The organism is Brevundimonas sp. AVps4, assembly GCF_058681525.1.
In genome coordinates this window covers 1,528,433-1,542,106 of the sequence record NZ_CM178741.1, presented here as the reverse complement: position 1 = coordinate 1,542,106, position 13,674 = coordinate 1,528,433, and the positions used below count along the sequence as shown (strand labels likewise).

Here is a 13,674-nt window from a genome sequence, read left to right as displayed (position 1 = left end):
AATATACTACCAGAAGCGGTTAAGCTGTGTTACGATTCATCCATTGTAAACCTTGTTTGAGGGGCTTCCCAATGGACCGTACTGAAGTCATCGTCGGCGTGGCTGCTGATCTGCACGCCACGGAACACGCTATCGACGCCGCCATCGCTCAAGCGACGACGCTGGTTCAATCCTTCATCAGCGCGCGCGCCGACCTCTCGCTGTCGCCGGTCGCCGCCACGGCCTCGCAAGCCAAGGCCATGGAAACCATCGCCGCCCTCGCCGCCGCGCGAGAGTCCATCGTGGCGTGCCACGGCGAGTTGCAGAAGGACCATCGCCGCCTCGGCTTCGGAACCTACGCCGCCGGCCCGATTGGCAAGCCCGACGACTGGCTTGACCCCAAGGACACGCGCAATCATCTCCGCTCGGTTGCATGAAATTAAGTTAAGGTTAGGCCTCATTATCACTTAACCTAACATCGCCTAAAGTCGCCCCCTTCGCGTAAAACGCTTGGGGGCGACAATTATGGTAAACATGATGTACGCCGTCATAGGCGCCGTTTTCATGGTTACGATGGCGCTTTTTGCGCTGCTTAAGGGCGGAAATACTGAAAAGGCGGGCGCCAGCGCATACCTGATGGCGTGGTTTGCTTCGCTTGTCGTCCAACAGGAATCGCCCCGCGCCGATCAGGCTCCCCAGGGCGTCTTCTTCATCGACCTGATCCTGCTGGCCGTGTTTGCCGTTCTCGCTTTGAGATCAAACCGCGCTTGGCCCGTATGGGCCGGAGCCATCCAACTTCTCACAGTCCTGTGCCACCTCATCCTGCTGATGAACGGCCGGACGCCGGTCAGCGCGCTGTTCACCATCATGAACCTGAACGGCTACCTCATCATCATCTCCATCACCGTCGGCACCTTCTGGGCCTGGCAGGAACGGAAGGCGGCGACCGAGCATCAGCTAGGTAGAAATTCCTAAGCTCTCACTCTAGGCTGGGCCGACTCATTGTCGGGAACGCCATGCCCCTGTCCCACGCCAAACTATGGAAGGCCGTCGACGCCCTGGCGCGGCGCGAGGGCTTGTCGCCGTCGGGGTTGGCGCGGCGGGCCGGGCTGGACGCCACCAGTTTCAATCCGTCCAAGCGGTTCAGCGCCGGGGATCCGCCGCGCCCCCGCTGGCCCTCGACCGAGAGCCTGACCCTGGTTCTTCAGGCGGCCGGCGTATCCCTGGCCGACTTCGCCGCCCTGGCCGACGACGCGCCCTCCGCCCCGTCGACCGTGCCCCTGCTGGGCCTGGCCCGCGCGGGCCTGGACGGCTTTTTCGACGAGGCGGGCCTGCCGACCGGCGACGGCTGGGACCAGACCGAACTGCCGCAGGTCAATCCCACCACCTTCAGCCTGCGGATCAGCGGGGATTCGATGGCGCCCCTGTACCGCGAGGGCGACCGGGTCATCGTCGACCGGGGCGACCCGGCCGTGCGGCGCGGCGACCGGGTCGTGGCGCGTCTGACCTCGGGCGAGGTGGTGGCCAAGGAGCTGACGGCGCTCAACGCCCGCACCGCCACCCTGTCCTCGATCAATCCCGACTATCCGCCCCGGGTAGTGCCCCGGCGCGAGATCGAATGGATGGCCCGCATCCTCTGGGTCAGCCAGTAGAAGACCCCGGCCGGCGAACCGGACGGGGTCTGAGGCTCAAACGGCGAACCGCGAGCCTGGCGACCGTTCCGGCGGGATCGACGGGGGCAAGAACGACCCCGCCGGCGCGGTCTTTCCGGGCGCGACCTCAGCGGGTCACATAGTTGGCGTTCACCCAGCCGCCGCCGGCGATCTGGATCCAGTCGCCCTGACGGGCCACGGCGGTGAAGGGCTGGCCGGCCGCCAGGCTGCCCGACTGGCGGAAGCCCGTGCCGGGGCCGCTGCGGATCCGCAGAGTGGTTCCGGCGCGATAGGTGTTGGCGTTGGCCTCGGCTGCGACGCGGGCGCGCTGCTGGTTGCAGCCGATATAGGAGCCGGCCGCCGCGCCGGCGCCGGCGCCGACGATGGTCCCGGCCGTGCGCTCGTTGCGCGCCAGGTTCGAGCCGACCACGCCGCCGACAACGGCGCCGATCAGGGCGCCTGCGCGCTGGCGACCGCCGGGGGCGTCGCAGTTGGTCACGCCGTTGGCCTGAGCCTGGGCGGCCATGGGGGCGGCGGTGACCAGGGCGGCCAGGGCCGCAGCCGTGGCCAGACCCGTCTTCAGAAACTTGCTCGACATCACTGTATCTCCTGTCATCGGGTTTGCCGATGAGGAGACAATGCCCGGCCGAACCTGAAGGCTCCCGGAGCTTCGCCGTTATTCTGCGTTCATCTTGGGGGCCGCAGGGCGCGTTGGCGTTCGATCAGTTTGCGGGCGCTCTCCAAGTCCCGCGTGATCAAGTGTTTGCGGCGCGTGAACTGGAAGTCCAGCACCCGGGCCCAAAGGTGCAGCAGCTTGTCCTGAGTCACGAAGACCGTAATCGCCTCGACCTCGGGCGGGGGGCCCCAGGCCTCGGACAGGGCGTGCAGATGGTCCGCCGTGGCGTCGTCCGGCAGGGGATGACATTCGACGATCCAGTCCCAGCCGCACAACTCAGGCCGCGCCGCGATCAGGGCCAGCGTCGCCTCCAGCACCCTGTTTGCCGATCCTGCGGACACCAGGTCCATCCACAGGATCTGCGCCTGTTCGTCTATCGCGTGTCGCACGTCGCCTCCCCGGCCACGTCCTGATACAATCGCGCTAGAGTTAAGAAATATTACCTTACGTCAATCCTGCGTCAGTTCGCCACGCGCGCCCTTTTCGATCAGTTCGATCGTCTGCGGCAGGCCGTAGATGGCCGCGAACGAGCCGAAGCGCGGTCCCTGGCTGGCGCCCAGCAGCACCTCGTACAGGGCCGCGAACCAGGCCCGCAGCGGCTCGAACTCATGCGCCTTGCCTGCTGCATAGACCTCGTTCTGGATCAGCTCGCCGTCGGTCGTGTCCGCCGGCAGGGCCTTCAGCCGCTCCGCCAGGTCCTCCAGCGCCGCCTTCTCCTTGTCGTCCGGCAGGCGGTACGACTTCGAGGGCTTCACGAAGTCCTCGTAATAGTTCAGCGCGTGGTCCATCAGCCGGTCCAGAAGCGGCTCGTTCTCCGGCGTGGCCTCGGGCAGATATTTGGCGAAATAGGCCCACAGCTGCGCCTTGGTCGAGGCGTTCGCCACCCCCACCAGGTTCAGCAGCAGGGCGAAGGACACCGGCGAGGTATGGGTCGGCGGATCGCCCGCATGGATCGACCAGACCGCATTGTCGATCCGCTTGGCCGGCTCCTGGGTCTTGTAGCTTTCGATGAAGGCCAGATAGTCGTCGATGGCGCGCGGAATGACGTTGAAGTGCAGGCTCTTGGCCGACTTCGGCGACTGGAACATGTACCAGCTCAGGCTCTCCGGCGTGCCGTAGCGCAGCCATTCCTCCATCGTCAGGCCGTTGCCCTTGGACTTCGAAATCTTCTTGCCCTCGATGTCCAGGAAGAGCTCGTAGTTGAAGCCTTCCGGCGGCGTCCCGCCCAGGGCGCGACAGATCTTGCCGCTCTCGCGCACGCTCTCGATCAGATCCTTGCCCGACATCTCGTAATCGACGTCCAGGGCGGTCCAGCGCATGGCCCAGTCCGGCTTCCACTGCAGCTTCACATGGCCGCCCGTGACCGGCAGCTCGGTGCGCCCGCCCGCGGGATCGTCGAAGACGATGGTCCCCTTTTCGACGTTCCGCTCAAGCGTCGGGACCTGCAGCACATGGCCCGTAATCGGGCTGACCGGCAGGAAGGGCGAATAGGTCGCCCGCCGCTCTTCGCCCAGGGTCGGCAGCATGATGGCCATGACCGCGTCGAACCGCTCCAGCAGGGTCAGAAGCGTCGCGTCGAAGGCGCCGGACCTGTAGGTCTCGGTCGAGCTCATGAACTCATAGTCGAAGCCGAACGAGTCCAGGAACGCCCGCAGCCGCGCGTTGTTGTGCGCCCCGAAACTGTCGTGCGTGCCGAACGGATCGCGCACCCGCGTCAGCGACAGGTTCAGATCCTCGCGCAGCATCTCCGGGTTCGGCACCCCTTCCGGCACCTTCCTCAAACCGTCCATGTCGTCGCTGAAGGCGATCAGTCGCGTGCGCCAGTGGTCGCCGGTCAACGCCCGGAAGGCGTTGCGCACCATGGTGGTCCGCGCCACCTCGCCGAAGGTGCCCATGTGCGGCAGGCCCGAGGGGCCATATCCGGTCTCCAGCACCACCGGCCGGCGCAGGGCCTCGAACTTGGCCAAGGCCTCGTCGGCCTTGCCTGCGTCGATCAACGCCCGCGCCTCGGCCCGCTCGCTCTCGCCCAGCCGCTTTTTCAGAACATGGGCCAGCAGATTGCGGGCTTGTTCGAACGGCCAGGACTTGGCCTCGCGGGCGAGGATTTCGAGGTTCTGAAGCATGGCGGCGGTTTGCAGTCTGCAACCCGCCGGGTCAACCGCCTTATCCCCCGCTCCGTCAGCCCCTGGCGGCGATGACGATCACCTCGACCTTGTAGTCCGGCGAGGCCAGCCGGCTCTCCCCCGTGGCGCGGGCCGGCGGATTGGCCCTATCGACCCAGGCGTCCCAGACGCTGTTCATCGCGTCGAAATCGGCGATGTCGGCCAGCCAGATCTGGGCCATCAGGATCTTCGACTTGTCGCTGCCCGCCTGGGCCAGCAGGGCGTCCACCTCGGCCAGCGCCGTCTTCGTCTGGGCGATCACATCATCGCCCGGCTCTCCGACCTGCCCGGCCAGATAGACGGTGTCGCCGTGAACCACGGCTTCGCTCATACGGGCGCCGGGCTGGATGCGGGTGATCATGGGGAGGGCTCCTGAGTGTTTCGTCCCCCTACCATATTCCGCCACCCTCGGGCGCGTGTTCAGCTGGACCGACAATGGCGCACGGTCGTAAGCTGAAGGTCCGCATTTAAGGCCTGCGCTTCTGGCTGCACACGACCGAGGCTGTGTAAAAACGTCTTGGTATGGAGCGAATTAGCTTAGCCTTCTGAGGTCAGCAGGAGGTGGGTATGAGCCGCTTCGTTCAGGGTGCAGATCGCCGGCAGCAGACGCTGCTTCCCGAGTGTCTTGATGACTATGTGGCCGAGGATAATCCGGTCCGGGTGGTCGATGTCTTCGTCGACGAGCTGGATCTGAAGGGGCTGGGGTTTGAGGGGATGACGCCCGCAGCGACGGGACGGCCCGCTTACCACCCGGCCATGCTGCTGAAGCTCTACGTCTACGGCTACCTGAACAAGGTGCAGTCGAGCCGGCGACTGGAGCGTGAGGCGCAGCGCAACGTCGAACTGATGTGGCTAACGGGGCGGCTGGCGCCGGACCACAAGACCATCGCCGACTTCCGCCGCGAGAATGGCCCTGCGATCCAGGCGGCCTGTGCGCAGTTCGTGGTGCTGTGCCGACAGTTGGGCCTGTTCGGATCGGCCCTCGTCGCCATCGACGGTTCGAAGTTCAAGGCGGTGAACACCCGCGACAAGAACTTCACCGCCTACAAGGTGAAGCGGCGGATCGAGCAGGTTGCCGAGCACATCGCCAGCTACCTCGAGGACCTCGATACGGCCGATCGGCACGAGGGGGATGGCGTGGAGGCACGGTCGGTGAGGCTGGTCGAGAAGATCGATCGCCTTCGCGCCCAGATGGCGATGCTGAAGGTCATGGAGGCTGAGGTCGAGGCGTCGCCGGACGGCCAGGTGTCCCTGACCGATCCCGACGCCCGCGCCATGGCGACGTCAGGCCGGGGGAGTGGCATCGTCGGCTACAACGTCCAATCCGCCGTCGAGGGCGAGCATCACCTGATCGTCGCCCACGAGGTGGTGATGACCGGCTCGGACAAGCAACAGCTGGCGAACATGGCGGGTCAGGCCAAGGAGGCCATGGGCGTGGAGAGGCTCGATGTGCTGGCGGACCGGGGCTACTTCTCCGGCGAAGAAATCCTGGCCTGTGAGGCCCTGGGCGCGACGCCCTTCGTGCCAAAGACGCTGACGTCAGGCGCAAAGGCGAATGGGCGCTTCGGCAAGCAGGACTTCGTCTATCTGCCAGATCAAGACGTCTACCGTTGCCCGGCCGGCTCCCTGCTTCCGTACCACATGACCGTCGTCGAAAGAGGCATGACGCTGCATCGGTACTGGGATCGGGCCAGTTGCACAGGCTGTAGCATCAAGGCTCAGTGCACGCCTGCGGTCGAACGAAAGGTCACGCGGTGGGAGCATGAAGCGGTGATCGATGCCCTTCAAACCCGAATGGACCTGAGGCCCAGAGCCATGCGTGAACGGCGAAGCCTGGTCGAACACCCGTTCGGCACCATTAAGGCCTGGATGGGCCACTCCCACTTCCTGATGAAGCGGTTGCCCAACGTGAAGACCGAGATCAGCCTCCACATCCTGGCCTACAATATGAAGCGGGTGATGGCGGTGATGGGAACCAGGCCGTTGATGGAGGCGATCCGGGCCTGAGCACGAGGCGTCCTGCGCTTCGTCTCAACCTCCGCCCCGCCGTCGCTCAGCACGTTTTTACACGGCCTCGACCCATAGCAGACACTTATCCAGCCGGAGTCTGCGCTGCTGCGTAGGCTTCCAGCATCTCGGCCTTCCGGTTCGTCGGGCCGATGTCGATGATGGCGACGTGTTCCAAAGCGACCGTTGGATGGCGTGCAGTGAAACCCGCATACCAAAACGTCTCTGCGAGTGGTTCATCGTCATGCCATGTGGTCATTACGAACTGGTCGTCCGGGACGTCGTTGAGGCCCGCGACAGTAAGATTTGCCCAGTCAACGCTATCGTCCCACGAACTACACTCGACGCCCCAAGCCATCATGTAGAGGCAGCCTGAACGGACTAGCCACTCGCTGATCTGATTCTGCCAATCGTCGGCTACGGCCTGTTCAAGCACGAGAACCGCTTTGAAAGGTCCAGCTTCTCCAATGGCGGGAGGGTGTGAGCGCGGGGGCAAATGGACGTAGCTAACGGTCATCACATTCTGAACCTACCGCTCGCAGCGAAGCTCGCCAATGTCCGCTCACCATCCATAACAGCCGTTTGGAAGGTCCGCTGTAGGGCGCCGGCGACTGGGTTTGCCAGTATCGCTCTACACCCCCATCTCAAGGCTTGTCCCGAGGGTGACGGGTTCTAAGCCCGCAACCGTTCAGCGCGATCGGTCGAACGCGCCGACCGCCCAGCTCACTACCGCCGCCCCGGCCGCCACGATGATCGCGTCCTCGATCAGGCCGCTCTTCGTCTGCCCGATCCGCGCCATCGCCTTCTTGCGTCCCGCCAGCCCCAGATAGGCCAGCGGAACCGCCGTCCCGACCGCAAGCGCCGCGCCCAACTTCTCACGCCCGCGCGGCGCCAAAGCCGACCCGGCGATCCCCGCGCTCATCACCCGCGCCAGTAGGCCCAGGAACACCGTCCGGTCCGGCGCCGACTTCATCTTGTCGCCGAACAGCTCGCCGACCCCCATGGCCAGACCGCCGAACTTGAACAGCGGGTGATCCAGCAGCAGCAACCGCCCCGGCGTCTTCCGATGCGCCAGCCGCGCGCCGACGATGGCCGCCATGGGTGTCATGGACCGGGCGCTGGCGACGGCGCCGATGAGGACGGAGGGGAGCAGACCAAGTGTTTTCATGCGCCATCAACACGCCAGGCCCGCACAGGTTCACCCTGCGCCGCACTTGACCCCTCGTCCCGCCCATGGCCTTTGCCCCGCCGATGAAGACCGCCGATTTCGACTTCGACCTGCCCGAGGACCGCATCGCCCTGCGTCCCGCCGATCCGCGCGATTCCGCCCGCTTGTTGGTGGTCAAGGACGGGACGTTGGACGACCGGATCATCCGCGACCTGCCCGACTTCCTGAGGCCCGGCGACGCCCTGGTGTTCAACGACACCCGCGTCATCCCCGCCCGCCTGTCGGGAGTCCGCACCCGTCCCAACCCTGTTCCCGGCGCCGAGACGGAAGTCCTGACCGTCGAGGTCGAGGCCACGCTTCACCACCGCGACGCCCCCGACGTCTGGTCCGCCTTCATGAAGCCCGGCAAGCGGATCAAGCCGGGCGACCGCATCCGCTTCGGACAGGAAGCCGACGCCGCCTGCGACCTGGGCCGTCTCGACGCCACGGTCACGGCCAAGGGCGACGACGGCCTGATCACCCTGAAGTTCGACCTGTCCGGCCCGGCCCTTGACGACGCGATCCGCGACGTCGGGGTCATGCCCCTGCCCCCCTATATCGCCGCCAAACGGCCCGAGGACGACCGCGACCGCTGGGACTATCAGACCGTCTTCGCCGAGCACGACGGCTCGGTCGCCGCCCCCACGGCGGGCCTGCACTTCACCCCCGCGCTGCTCGACGCCATCCGCGCCCGGGGCGTCTCGACCCACGCCGTCACCCTGCACGTCGGCGCCGGCACCTTCCTGCCGGTCAAGGTCGAGGACGTCGCCGAACACCGGATGCACAGCGAATGGGGCGAGGTCTCGCCCGAGACCGCCGCCGCCCTGAACGCCGTCCACGCCGCCGGCGGCCGCATCGTCTGCGTCGGCACCACCTCGCTGCGCCTGTTGGAGAGCGCGACCACCGAGGCCGGCGAGATCCGCCCCTTCCACGGCGACACCGCCATCTTCATCACCCCCGGCTACCGCTTCCGCGCCGTGGACGTGCTGATGACCAACTTCCACCTGCCCAAATCCACCCTCTTCATGCTGGTCAGCGCCTTCGCCGGTCCGGAGACGATGAAGGCCGCCTACGCCCACGCCGTCGACAACGGCTACCGCTTCTACTCCTACGGCGACGGCTCCTTGCTGTTCCGGGCCTGAAAATCCCACGCCGCCGGCGCGAACCTTCTGCTGAGGCGGATCGAACCGCTTGTCCTGTGGCCTTCCGGCGCGCGAACCCTTAAATGCCGTCCTCTGACGAAAGAGACTTCCGTGACGCCTGACGACGCCGAGCTTGATCTGCCGCAAGAGCTCCGCGACGGCCTGATCGCCGTCGGAGAGGCCGCGCGCGACCTGGACCAGCCCTGGTGGATTTTCGGCGGGGCGGCGATGGCGCTTTACGGCCTGACCGACATCCATGTGCCGGACATCGACGTCCTGTGCGCCCCGCGCGACGCCCGCGCCCTGCTTGCCGCCTTGGGCGGCCAGATCGTGCCCGACCCCGGCGAGGGTCTGTTCCGCTCCGCCGTCTTCGGCCGCGCGCATGATCAGTCGATCCTGATCGAGGTCATGGCCGGGCTGGAGGTGCGCGACGGCGGCGACTGGGCGGACGTCCAGTTCGGGTCGCGCCGGCCGGTGTTTATCGACGACACCCCCCTGTTTGTCCCCGATATCCGGGACCACATCGCCCTGTACCGCCTTTTCGGCCGTCCCAAGGATCTGGCGCGCGTCGAACAGCTTGAACGACTGATCGCCTGAATGCCCTTTCCTTTTGACATTGCGGCCGTCGAAGGCCGCGCGCGCACCGGCGTGCTGAAAACCGCCCGCGGCGAGATCCGCACCCCCGCCTTCATGCCCGTCGGCACCGCCGCCACGGTCAAGGCCCTGACGGTGGACCAGGTCAAGGCGACCGGCGCCGACATCATCCTGGGCAACACCTATCACCTGATGCTGCGCCCCGGCCCCGAGCGGATGGAGCGCCTGGGCGGGCTCCACAAATTCATGGGTTGGGACAAGCCGATCCTGACCGACTCGGGCGGCTTCCAGGTCATGTCCCTGGCCGGCATATCGAAGGTCAAGGAGGAGGCCGTGACCTTCTCCTCCCACATCGACGGCTCCAAACACGTCCTGACCCCCGAACGCTCGATCGAGATCCAGGCCGACCGGATCGGCGCCGACATCTCGATGCAGTTGGACCAGTGCGTCGCCTATCCGGCCGAGAAGGACGCGGCGCGAAAGGCCATGGAGCTGTCGATCCGCTGGGGCGCCCGCTCCAAGGCCCGCTTCGGCGAGCGGGAGAACCAGGCCCTGTTCGGCATTCAGCAGGGCTCGACCTATGAGGATCTGCGCCGCCAGTCGTCCGAACAGCTTCAGGAGATCGGCTTCGACGGCTACGCCATCGGCGGTCTCGCCGTCGGCGAAGGCCACCAGGCCATGTGCGAGGTGCTGGACTATGCGCCCGAAATGCTGCCCGCGGACCGGCCGCGCTATCTGATGGGGGTCGGCAAGCCGGTCGATCTGGTCGAGGCCGTGTATCGCGGCGTTGACATGTTCGACTGCGTCCTGCCCACCCGCGCCGGCCGCCACGGCCAGGCCTGGACCTGGGACGGCCCGTTGAACCTGAAGAACGCCCGCTTCGCCGAGGATCAGGATCCGCTGGACCCCACCATCCCCTGTCCTGCCTCCTCGGCCTGTTCGAAGGCCTATCTGCACCACCTGATCCGCGCCGACGAAATCCTCGGCAAGGTCCTGCTCAGCTGGCACAATATCGCCTTCTACCAGGCCCTGACCGCCGCCATGCGCGCCGCCATCGCCGAAGGCCGCTTCGAAGCCTTCCGCCGCGACTTCCACGCGCGGCACGTGTCGAACGGATAAGCTCCTACCGTCTCGGGCGGAACCAGCTCGGCGCCGCCGGCGGGGCGCAGTTCCTCTGCATGCCGATCCCCTTCAGAAAGGCGCGCCGCATCCGCCCCGCCTGTATGGCCGACTGCACATGGCGGCTGTGCTGTTCCGCCCCGCTCAGTCGACGAATCCAGCTGCGGCCCGGAATAAAGTCGGTCGTCGTGCCGCGAATGGCGTCCAGCGTCGCCTTGGCCGCCGCATCGGCCGCCTGTTCGCTGCGATAGGAGCCGTCCTGGCGCGGCGGCTCGTCCGTGTCGGGCCCCAGGGCCTCGTCCAGCCGCGCCACCTCGGCGCCGATGGTGGTGCACTGGTTCAGATTGCGCAGATCATAGGGATTGGCCTCGGCCTGCAGGAGGACCGTCGGAATCAGCTGGCGACGCAGATTGAAGTCCTCCAGCGGCGCGGTGACCGCGTCTCCCAGCCCCGCGCCCACCTGCTCGGCCCCGCTCATGGCGGAACGACCGGCGTTGCAGCCGGCCAGCACGAGAAGGGCGGCGAGGACAGGCCACTGGATCAGCTTCATGCGGCCCTTAGACCACGGATGCCGCTCCGATCAAAACCCCTGGATGGATTCCCGCGCCATCAGCATGGCCCCATCCAGCCCGGCGTGTCCGCGCTCGGCCGCAACCAGATAGCCGCCCTCGCCCATCACGAGCGCCGCGCCATAGCCGTTGACCCAGCGCCGCGCCGCCGCCTCGACCTCGGCGATCAGGCCGGACGTCGACATCACGCCGCCGCCCATGACGATCCGGTCGGGCGCCCAGGCGAAAACCAAGCCGGCGATCATCTGGCCCAGATAGTCCGTGACCACGGCCCGAACCGCATCCACTTCTTCCAGCCGACGCCCCGCCAGCCGCACCTGCACCGCCGGTCCCGCCGCCAGCCCCTCCACACAGTCAGCATGAAAAGGGCAGGCGCTGACCTGGGCGTCGCCCGAGAGGCGCTGGACGAACAGATGGCCGATCTCGGGATGAAGTGCGCCTTTCAGGGTCTGGCCGTCCACACACAGCCCGCCGCCGATCCCGGTGCCGACGGTGACATAGGCCACAGCCCGCGCCCCGCGCCCCGCGCCCCGCGCCCAGTCGCGCCTCCGCGACGGCGGCGGCGTTGACGTCGGTGTCCACGACGAAAGGGGTGTTCAGCCGCTCCGCCAGGGTCTTCGCCAGATTGAACCCGGTCCAGCCCGGCTTGGGCGTCGCCAGCATCAGGCCGCGATCCTGCGAGGCCGGATCGACCACCAGGGGGCCAAAACTGGCCACGCCCAGTCCCGAGACCGCCCTGTCGCCCGTCGCGGCGATCAGGGCCTCGACCGCCGCCTCGGGCGCGCCAGTCGCAAACCGTCCCTGATCCAGCACCGCGCCGGCCGCATCCTCGACCCGCCACACGATCTTGGTCCCGCCGGTTTCGACGGCGAAGAAGACGGGCTTGGACATGGGGAGGCTCCTCCGAAGGGAGAAATGGTACGTCCTCTCGGGCTCGAACCGAGGACCCTCTGATTAAAAGTCAGATGCTCTAACCAACTGAGCTAAGGACGCACCGCGCGACGTTCGGGCCTAGCCCAAACCGTCGAAGGGCGCCTTCTGTTGCAATCCGTCCTTCCGGTCAAGACCGGGTCTGCTACTCAATGCATATGAAACCGCTGAACGGACTTCGCATCCTCGAATTCGACGGACTGGGGCCCGTCACCTTCGCGGGCATGATGCTGGCCGACATGGGGGCCGAGGTGTTGCGCCTCACCCGCTCGGATGCGGCGGGTCCGGCCGTCTTTTCCGAGGTGGGCGGCGCCGTCCTTCATCGCAATCGGGCCGCCGTGCCGGTGGATCTGAAGTCGGCGTCGGACCGGCGCGGGGTTCTGAGCCTGGCCGGGTCCGCCGACGCCGTGATCGAGGGTTTCCGTCCCGGCGTCATGGAACGTCTGGGCTATGGTCCGGCCGATCTGCTGGGCCGAAACCCCGCCCTCGTGTTCGGGCGGATCACGGGCTGGGGACAGAGCGGCCCCTTGGCCCAGACCGTCGGACACGATCTGAACTACATCGGACTGACCGGTCTGCTTCACGCCATGGGATCGCCGGACCGACCGCCGACGCCGCCCTTGAATCTGGTCGGCGATTACGGCGGCGGGGCGATGATGCTGGTCGTCGGCGTTCTGGCGGCCCTGCTGGAGGTCCGAACCACCGGGCGCGGACGGGTCGTGGACGCCGCCATGACGGACGGGACCGCCCTGCTGGGCGGCCTGTTCCACGCCCTGCGCGCCCAGGGCTTATGGAACGACCGCCGCGGCTCCAACCTTCTGGACGGCGGCGCACCCTTCTATCGGTGTTACATCTGCCGGGACGGCGGCTATGTGGCGGTCGCGGCGCTGGAGCCCCGCTTCTATCTCGCCCTGCTCTCGGGTCTGGGGATCGACCCCGCCGAAGCGCCTCAGTACGACACCTCCGCCTGGCCCGATCTTCATCTTCGCTTCGCCGCCCTGTTCGCCGCCCGGAACCGTGACGACTGGGCGGAGCATTTCGCCGGGACGGAGGCCTGCGTCACCCCCGTGCTCAGCCTGGGCGAAGCGCCGGCTCATCCGCACAATCAGGCGCGTGGGACGTTCGAAGACGGCGCCCCATCCCCCTCGCCCCGCTTCGACGACCAGCCCTCCGTGGTCGCAAGTCCGCCGCCCCTTCCCCTCGACGCGGCCCTACTGCGCTGGGGCTCGGAACCCGGATGACCGAAGGCGTTTTCGGCGCTATGGAACGGAGCCGCGCGACAGACGTTGCAGGACCGACCCAGGGGAACCGCTTTTCATGAGACGCTCGATCTTCATTCTGGCCGCGACAGCGCTGGCCGCGTCCGCATTGGCGGGCTGTGAGGATCGCCAGTCTCGGCCCGAAGACGGCTACCAGCCCCCCGTTGAACAACCCGCCGAGACCGACGAGGCCGCCGGCGAGCCGGTCGTCGCCCCTGAAGTGACCGATCCCGCGCCCACGCCGCCTGAGGAGACCCCGCCGCCGCCGCAAGAGCGGACTTCGGAACAGTCGGTTCAGCCCGAAAGCGAAACCCTGTTCTACTGACGGGCCTTGTCCCTCCCTCCTGCGGTCGGATAGGGGCTTACCTAAGCGCTTGA

17 protein-coding genes, 1 tRNA gene and 1 pseudogene are annotated in these 13,674 nt (G+C 66.9%); 9 read left to right on the top strand and 10 right to left on the bottom strand.

Annotation, left to right across the window (positions count from 1 at the left end; all coding sequences use genetic code 11):
* Positions 1-71 precede the first annotated feature (71 nt).
* The 3 genes from ACW178_RS07580 to ACW178_RS07570 all read left to right on the top strand — a co-directional run bounded on the left by ACW178_RS07580 (position 72) and on the right by ACW178_RS07570 (position 1,631).
* Positions 72-416, top strand: a complete 345-nt coding sequence (locus ACW178_RS07580; protein WP_191558061.1) for a hypothetical protein — start codon at positions 72-74, stop codon at positions 414-416.
* Positions 417-513: 97 nt separating this feature from the next.
* A complete protein-coding gene (locus ACW178_RS07575; RefSeq protein ID WP_224761329.1) occupies positions 514-954 on the top strand; it encodes a hypothetical protein in 441 nt (146 codons plus the stop codon).
* 41 nt (positions 955-995) lie between these two features.
* Positions 996-1,631: a S24 family peptidase gene (locus ACW178_RS07570; protein WP_191558060.1), complete on the top strand. Its 636-nt coding sequence runs from the start codon at positions 996-998 to the stop codon at positions 1,629-1,631.
* Positions 1,632-1,758: 127 nt separating this feature from the next.
* On the opposite strand, the gene ACW178_RS07565 is transcribed toward ACW178_RS07570, so the two are convergent.
* The 4 genes from ACW178_RS07565 to ACW178_RS07550 all read right to left on the bottom strand — a co-directional run bounded on the left by ACW178_RS07565 (position 1,759) and on the right by ACW178_RS07550 (position 4,830).
* On the bottom strand, positions 1,759-2,229 hold the full coding sequence (locus ACW178_RS07565) for an SH3 domain-containing protein (RefSeq protein ID WP_054765197.1): 471 nt from the start codon (positions 2,227-2,229) through the stop codon (positions 1,759-1,761).
* Positions 2,230-2,318: 89 nt separating this feature from the next.
* Positions 2,319-2,696, bottom strand: coding sequence for a hypothetical protein (locus ACW178_RS07560; RefSeq protein ID WP_191558059.1), 378 nt, complete (start codon positions 2,694-2,696; stop codon positions 2,319-2,321).
* A 60-nt stretch (positions 2,697-2,756) separates the two neighbouring features.
* A complete protein-coding gene (locus ACW178_RS07555) occupies positions 2,757-4,430 on the bottom strand; it encodes a lysine--tRNA ligase (protein WP_287104374.1) in 1,674 nt (557 codons plus the stop codon).
* Positions 4,431-4,485: 55 nt separating this feature from the next.
* Entirely contained in the window at positions 4,486-4,830 is a 345-nt protein-coding gene (locus tag ACW178_RS07550) for a RidA family protein (protein ID WP_287104375.1), read from the bottom strand.
* 206 nt (positions 4,831-5,036) lie between these two features.
* On the opposite strand from ACW178_RS07550, the gene ACW178_RS07545 reads away from it, so the two are divergent.
* A complete protein-coding gene (locus tag ACW178_RS07545; protein WP_287105140.1) occupies positions 5,037-6,476 on the top strand; it encodes an IS1182 family transposase in 1,440 nt (479 codons plus the stop codon).
* 85 nt (positions 6,477-6,561) lie between these two features.
* Here the strand turns inward: ACW178_RS07545 and ACW178_RS07540 are convergent, their stop codons facing one another.
* Positions 6,562-6,993 (bottom strand): DUF7684 family protein, encoded by a 432-nt coding sequence (locus ACW178_RS07540; protein WP_464165382.1) that lies wholly within the window; start codon positions 6,991-6,993, stop codon positions 6,562-6,564.
* A 171-nt stretch (positions 6,994-7,164) separates the two neighbouring features.
* Entirely contained in the window at positions 7,165-7,644 is a 480-nt protein-coding gene (locus tag ACW178_RS07535) for a hypothetical protein (protein ID WP_287105137.1), read from the bottom strand.
* An 83-nt stretch (positions 7,645-7,727) separates the two neighbouring features.
* Here ACW178_RS07535 and queA point away from each other — a divergent pair, with 83 nt between their 5' ends.
* From queA to tgt, 3 genes are all read left to right on the top strand, one after another.
* Positions 7,728-8,825 carry a tRNA preQ1(34) S-adenosylmethionine ribosyltransferase-isomerase QueA gene (gene queA / locus ACW178_RS07530; protein WP_492025022.1) on the top strand — a complete coding sequence of 366 codons (1,098 nt, stop codon included), beginning with the start codon at positions 7,728-7,730 and terminating at the stop codon, positions 8,823-8,825.
* 111 nt (positions 8,826-8,936) lie between these two features.
* Entirely contained in the window at positions 8,937-9,422 is a 486-nt protein-coding gene (locus ACW178_RS07525; protein WP_152949813.1) for a hypothetical protein, read from the top strand.
* Positions 9,423-10,538 (top strand): tRNA guanosine(34) transglycosylase Tgt, encoded by a 1,116-nt coding sequence (gene tgt / locus ACW178_RS07520; protein WP_287103827.1) that lies wholly within the window; start codon positions 9,423-9,425, stop codon positions 10,536-10,538.
* A gap of 4 nt (positions 10,539-10,542) precedes the next feature.
* On the opposite strand, the gene ACW178_RS07515 is transcribed toward tgt, so the two are convergent.
* The 4 genes and pseudogenes from ACW178_RS07515 to ACW178_RS07500 form a co-directional block, all read right to left on the bottom strand.
* Entirely contained in the window at positions 10,543-11,088 is a 546-nt protein-coding gene (locus ACW178_RS07515; RefSeq protein ID WP_054765190.1) for a hypothetical protein, read from the bottom strand.
* A gap of 30 nt (positions 11,089-11,118) precedes the next feature.
* A complete protein-coding gene (locus ACW178_RS07510; protein ID WP_492025021.1) occupies positions 11,119-11,613 on the bottom strand; it encodes an ROK family protein in 495 nt (164 codons plus the stop codon).
* 91 nt (positions 11,614-11,704) lie between these two features.
* Positions 11,705-11,998, bottom strand: a pseudogene (locus ACW178_RS07505) (ROK family protein); the annotation flags it as partial.
* A 25-nt stretch (positions 11,999-12,023) separates the two neighbouring features.
* Positions 12,024-12,100, bottom strand: a tRNA-Lys gene (locus ACW178_RS07500).
* Between the two features lie 89 nt (positions 12,101-12,189).
* Between ACW178_RS07500 and ACW178_RS07495 the strand changes: the two genes are divergently transcribed.
* A complete protein-coding gene (locus ACW178_RS07495) occupies positions 12,190-13,278 on the top strand; it encodes a CaiB/BaiF CoA transferase family protein (RefSeq protein WP_492025020.1) in 1,089 nt (362 codons plus the stop codon).
* Positions 13,279-13,354: 76 nt separating this feature from the next.
* Entirely contained in the window at positions 13,355-13,621 is a 267-nt protein-coding gene (locus ACW178_RS07490; RefSeq protein WP_054765130.1) for a hypothetical protein, read from the top strand.
* Positions 13,622-13,674: the final 53 nt, after the last annotated feature.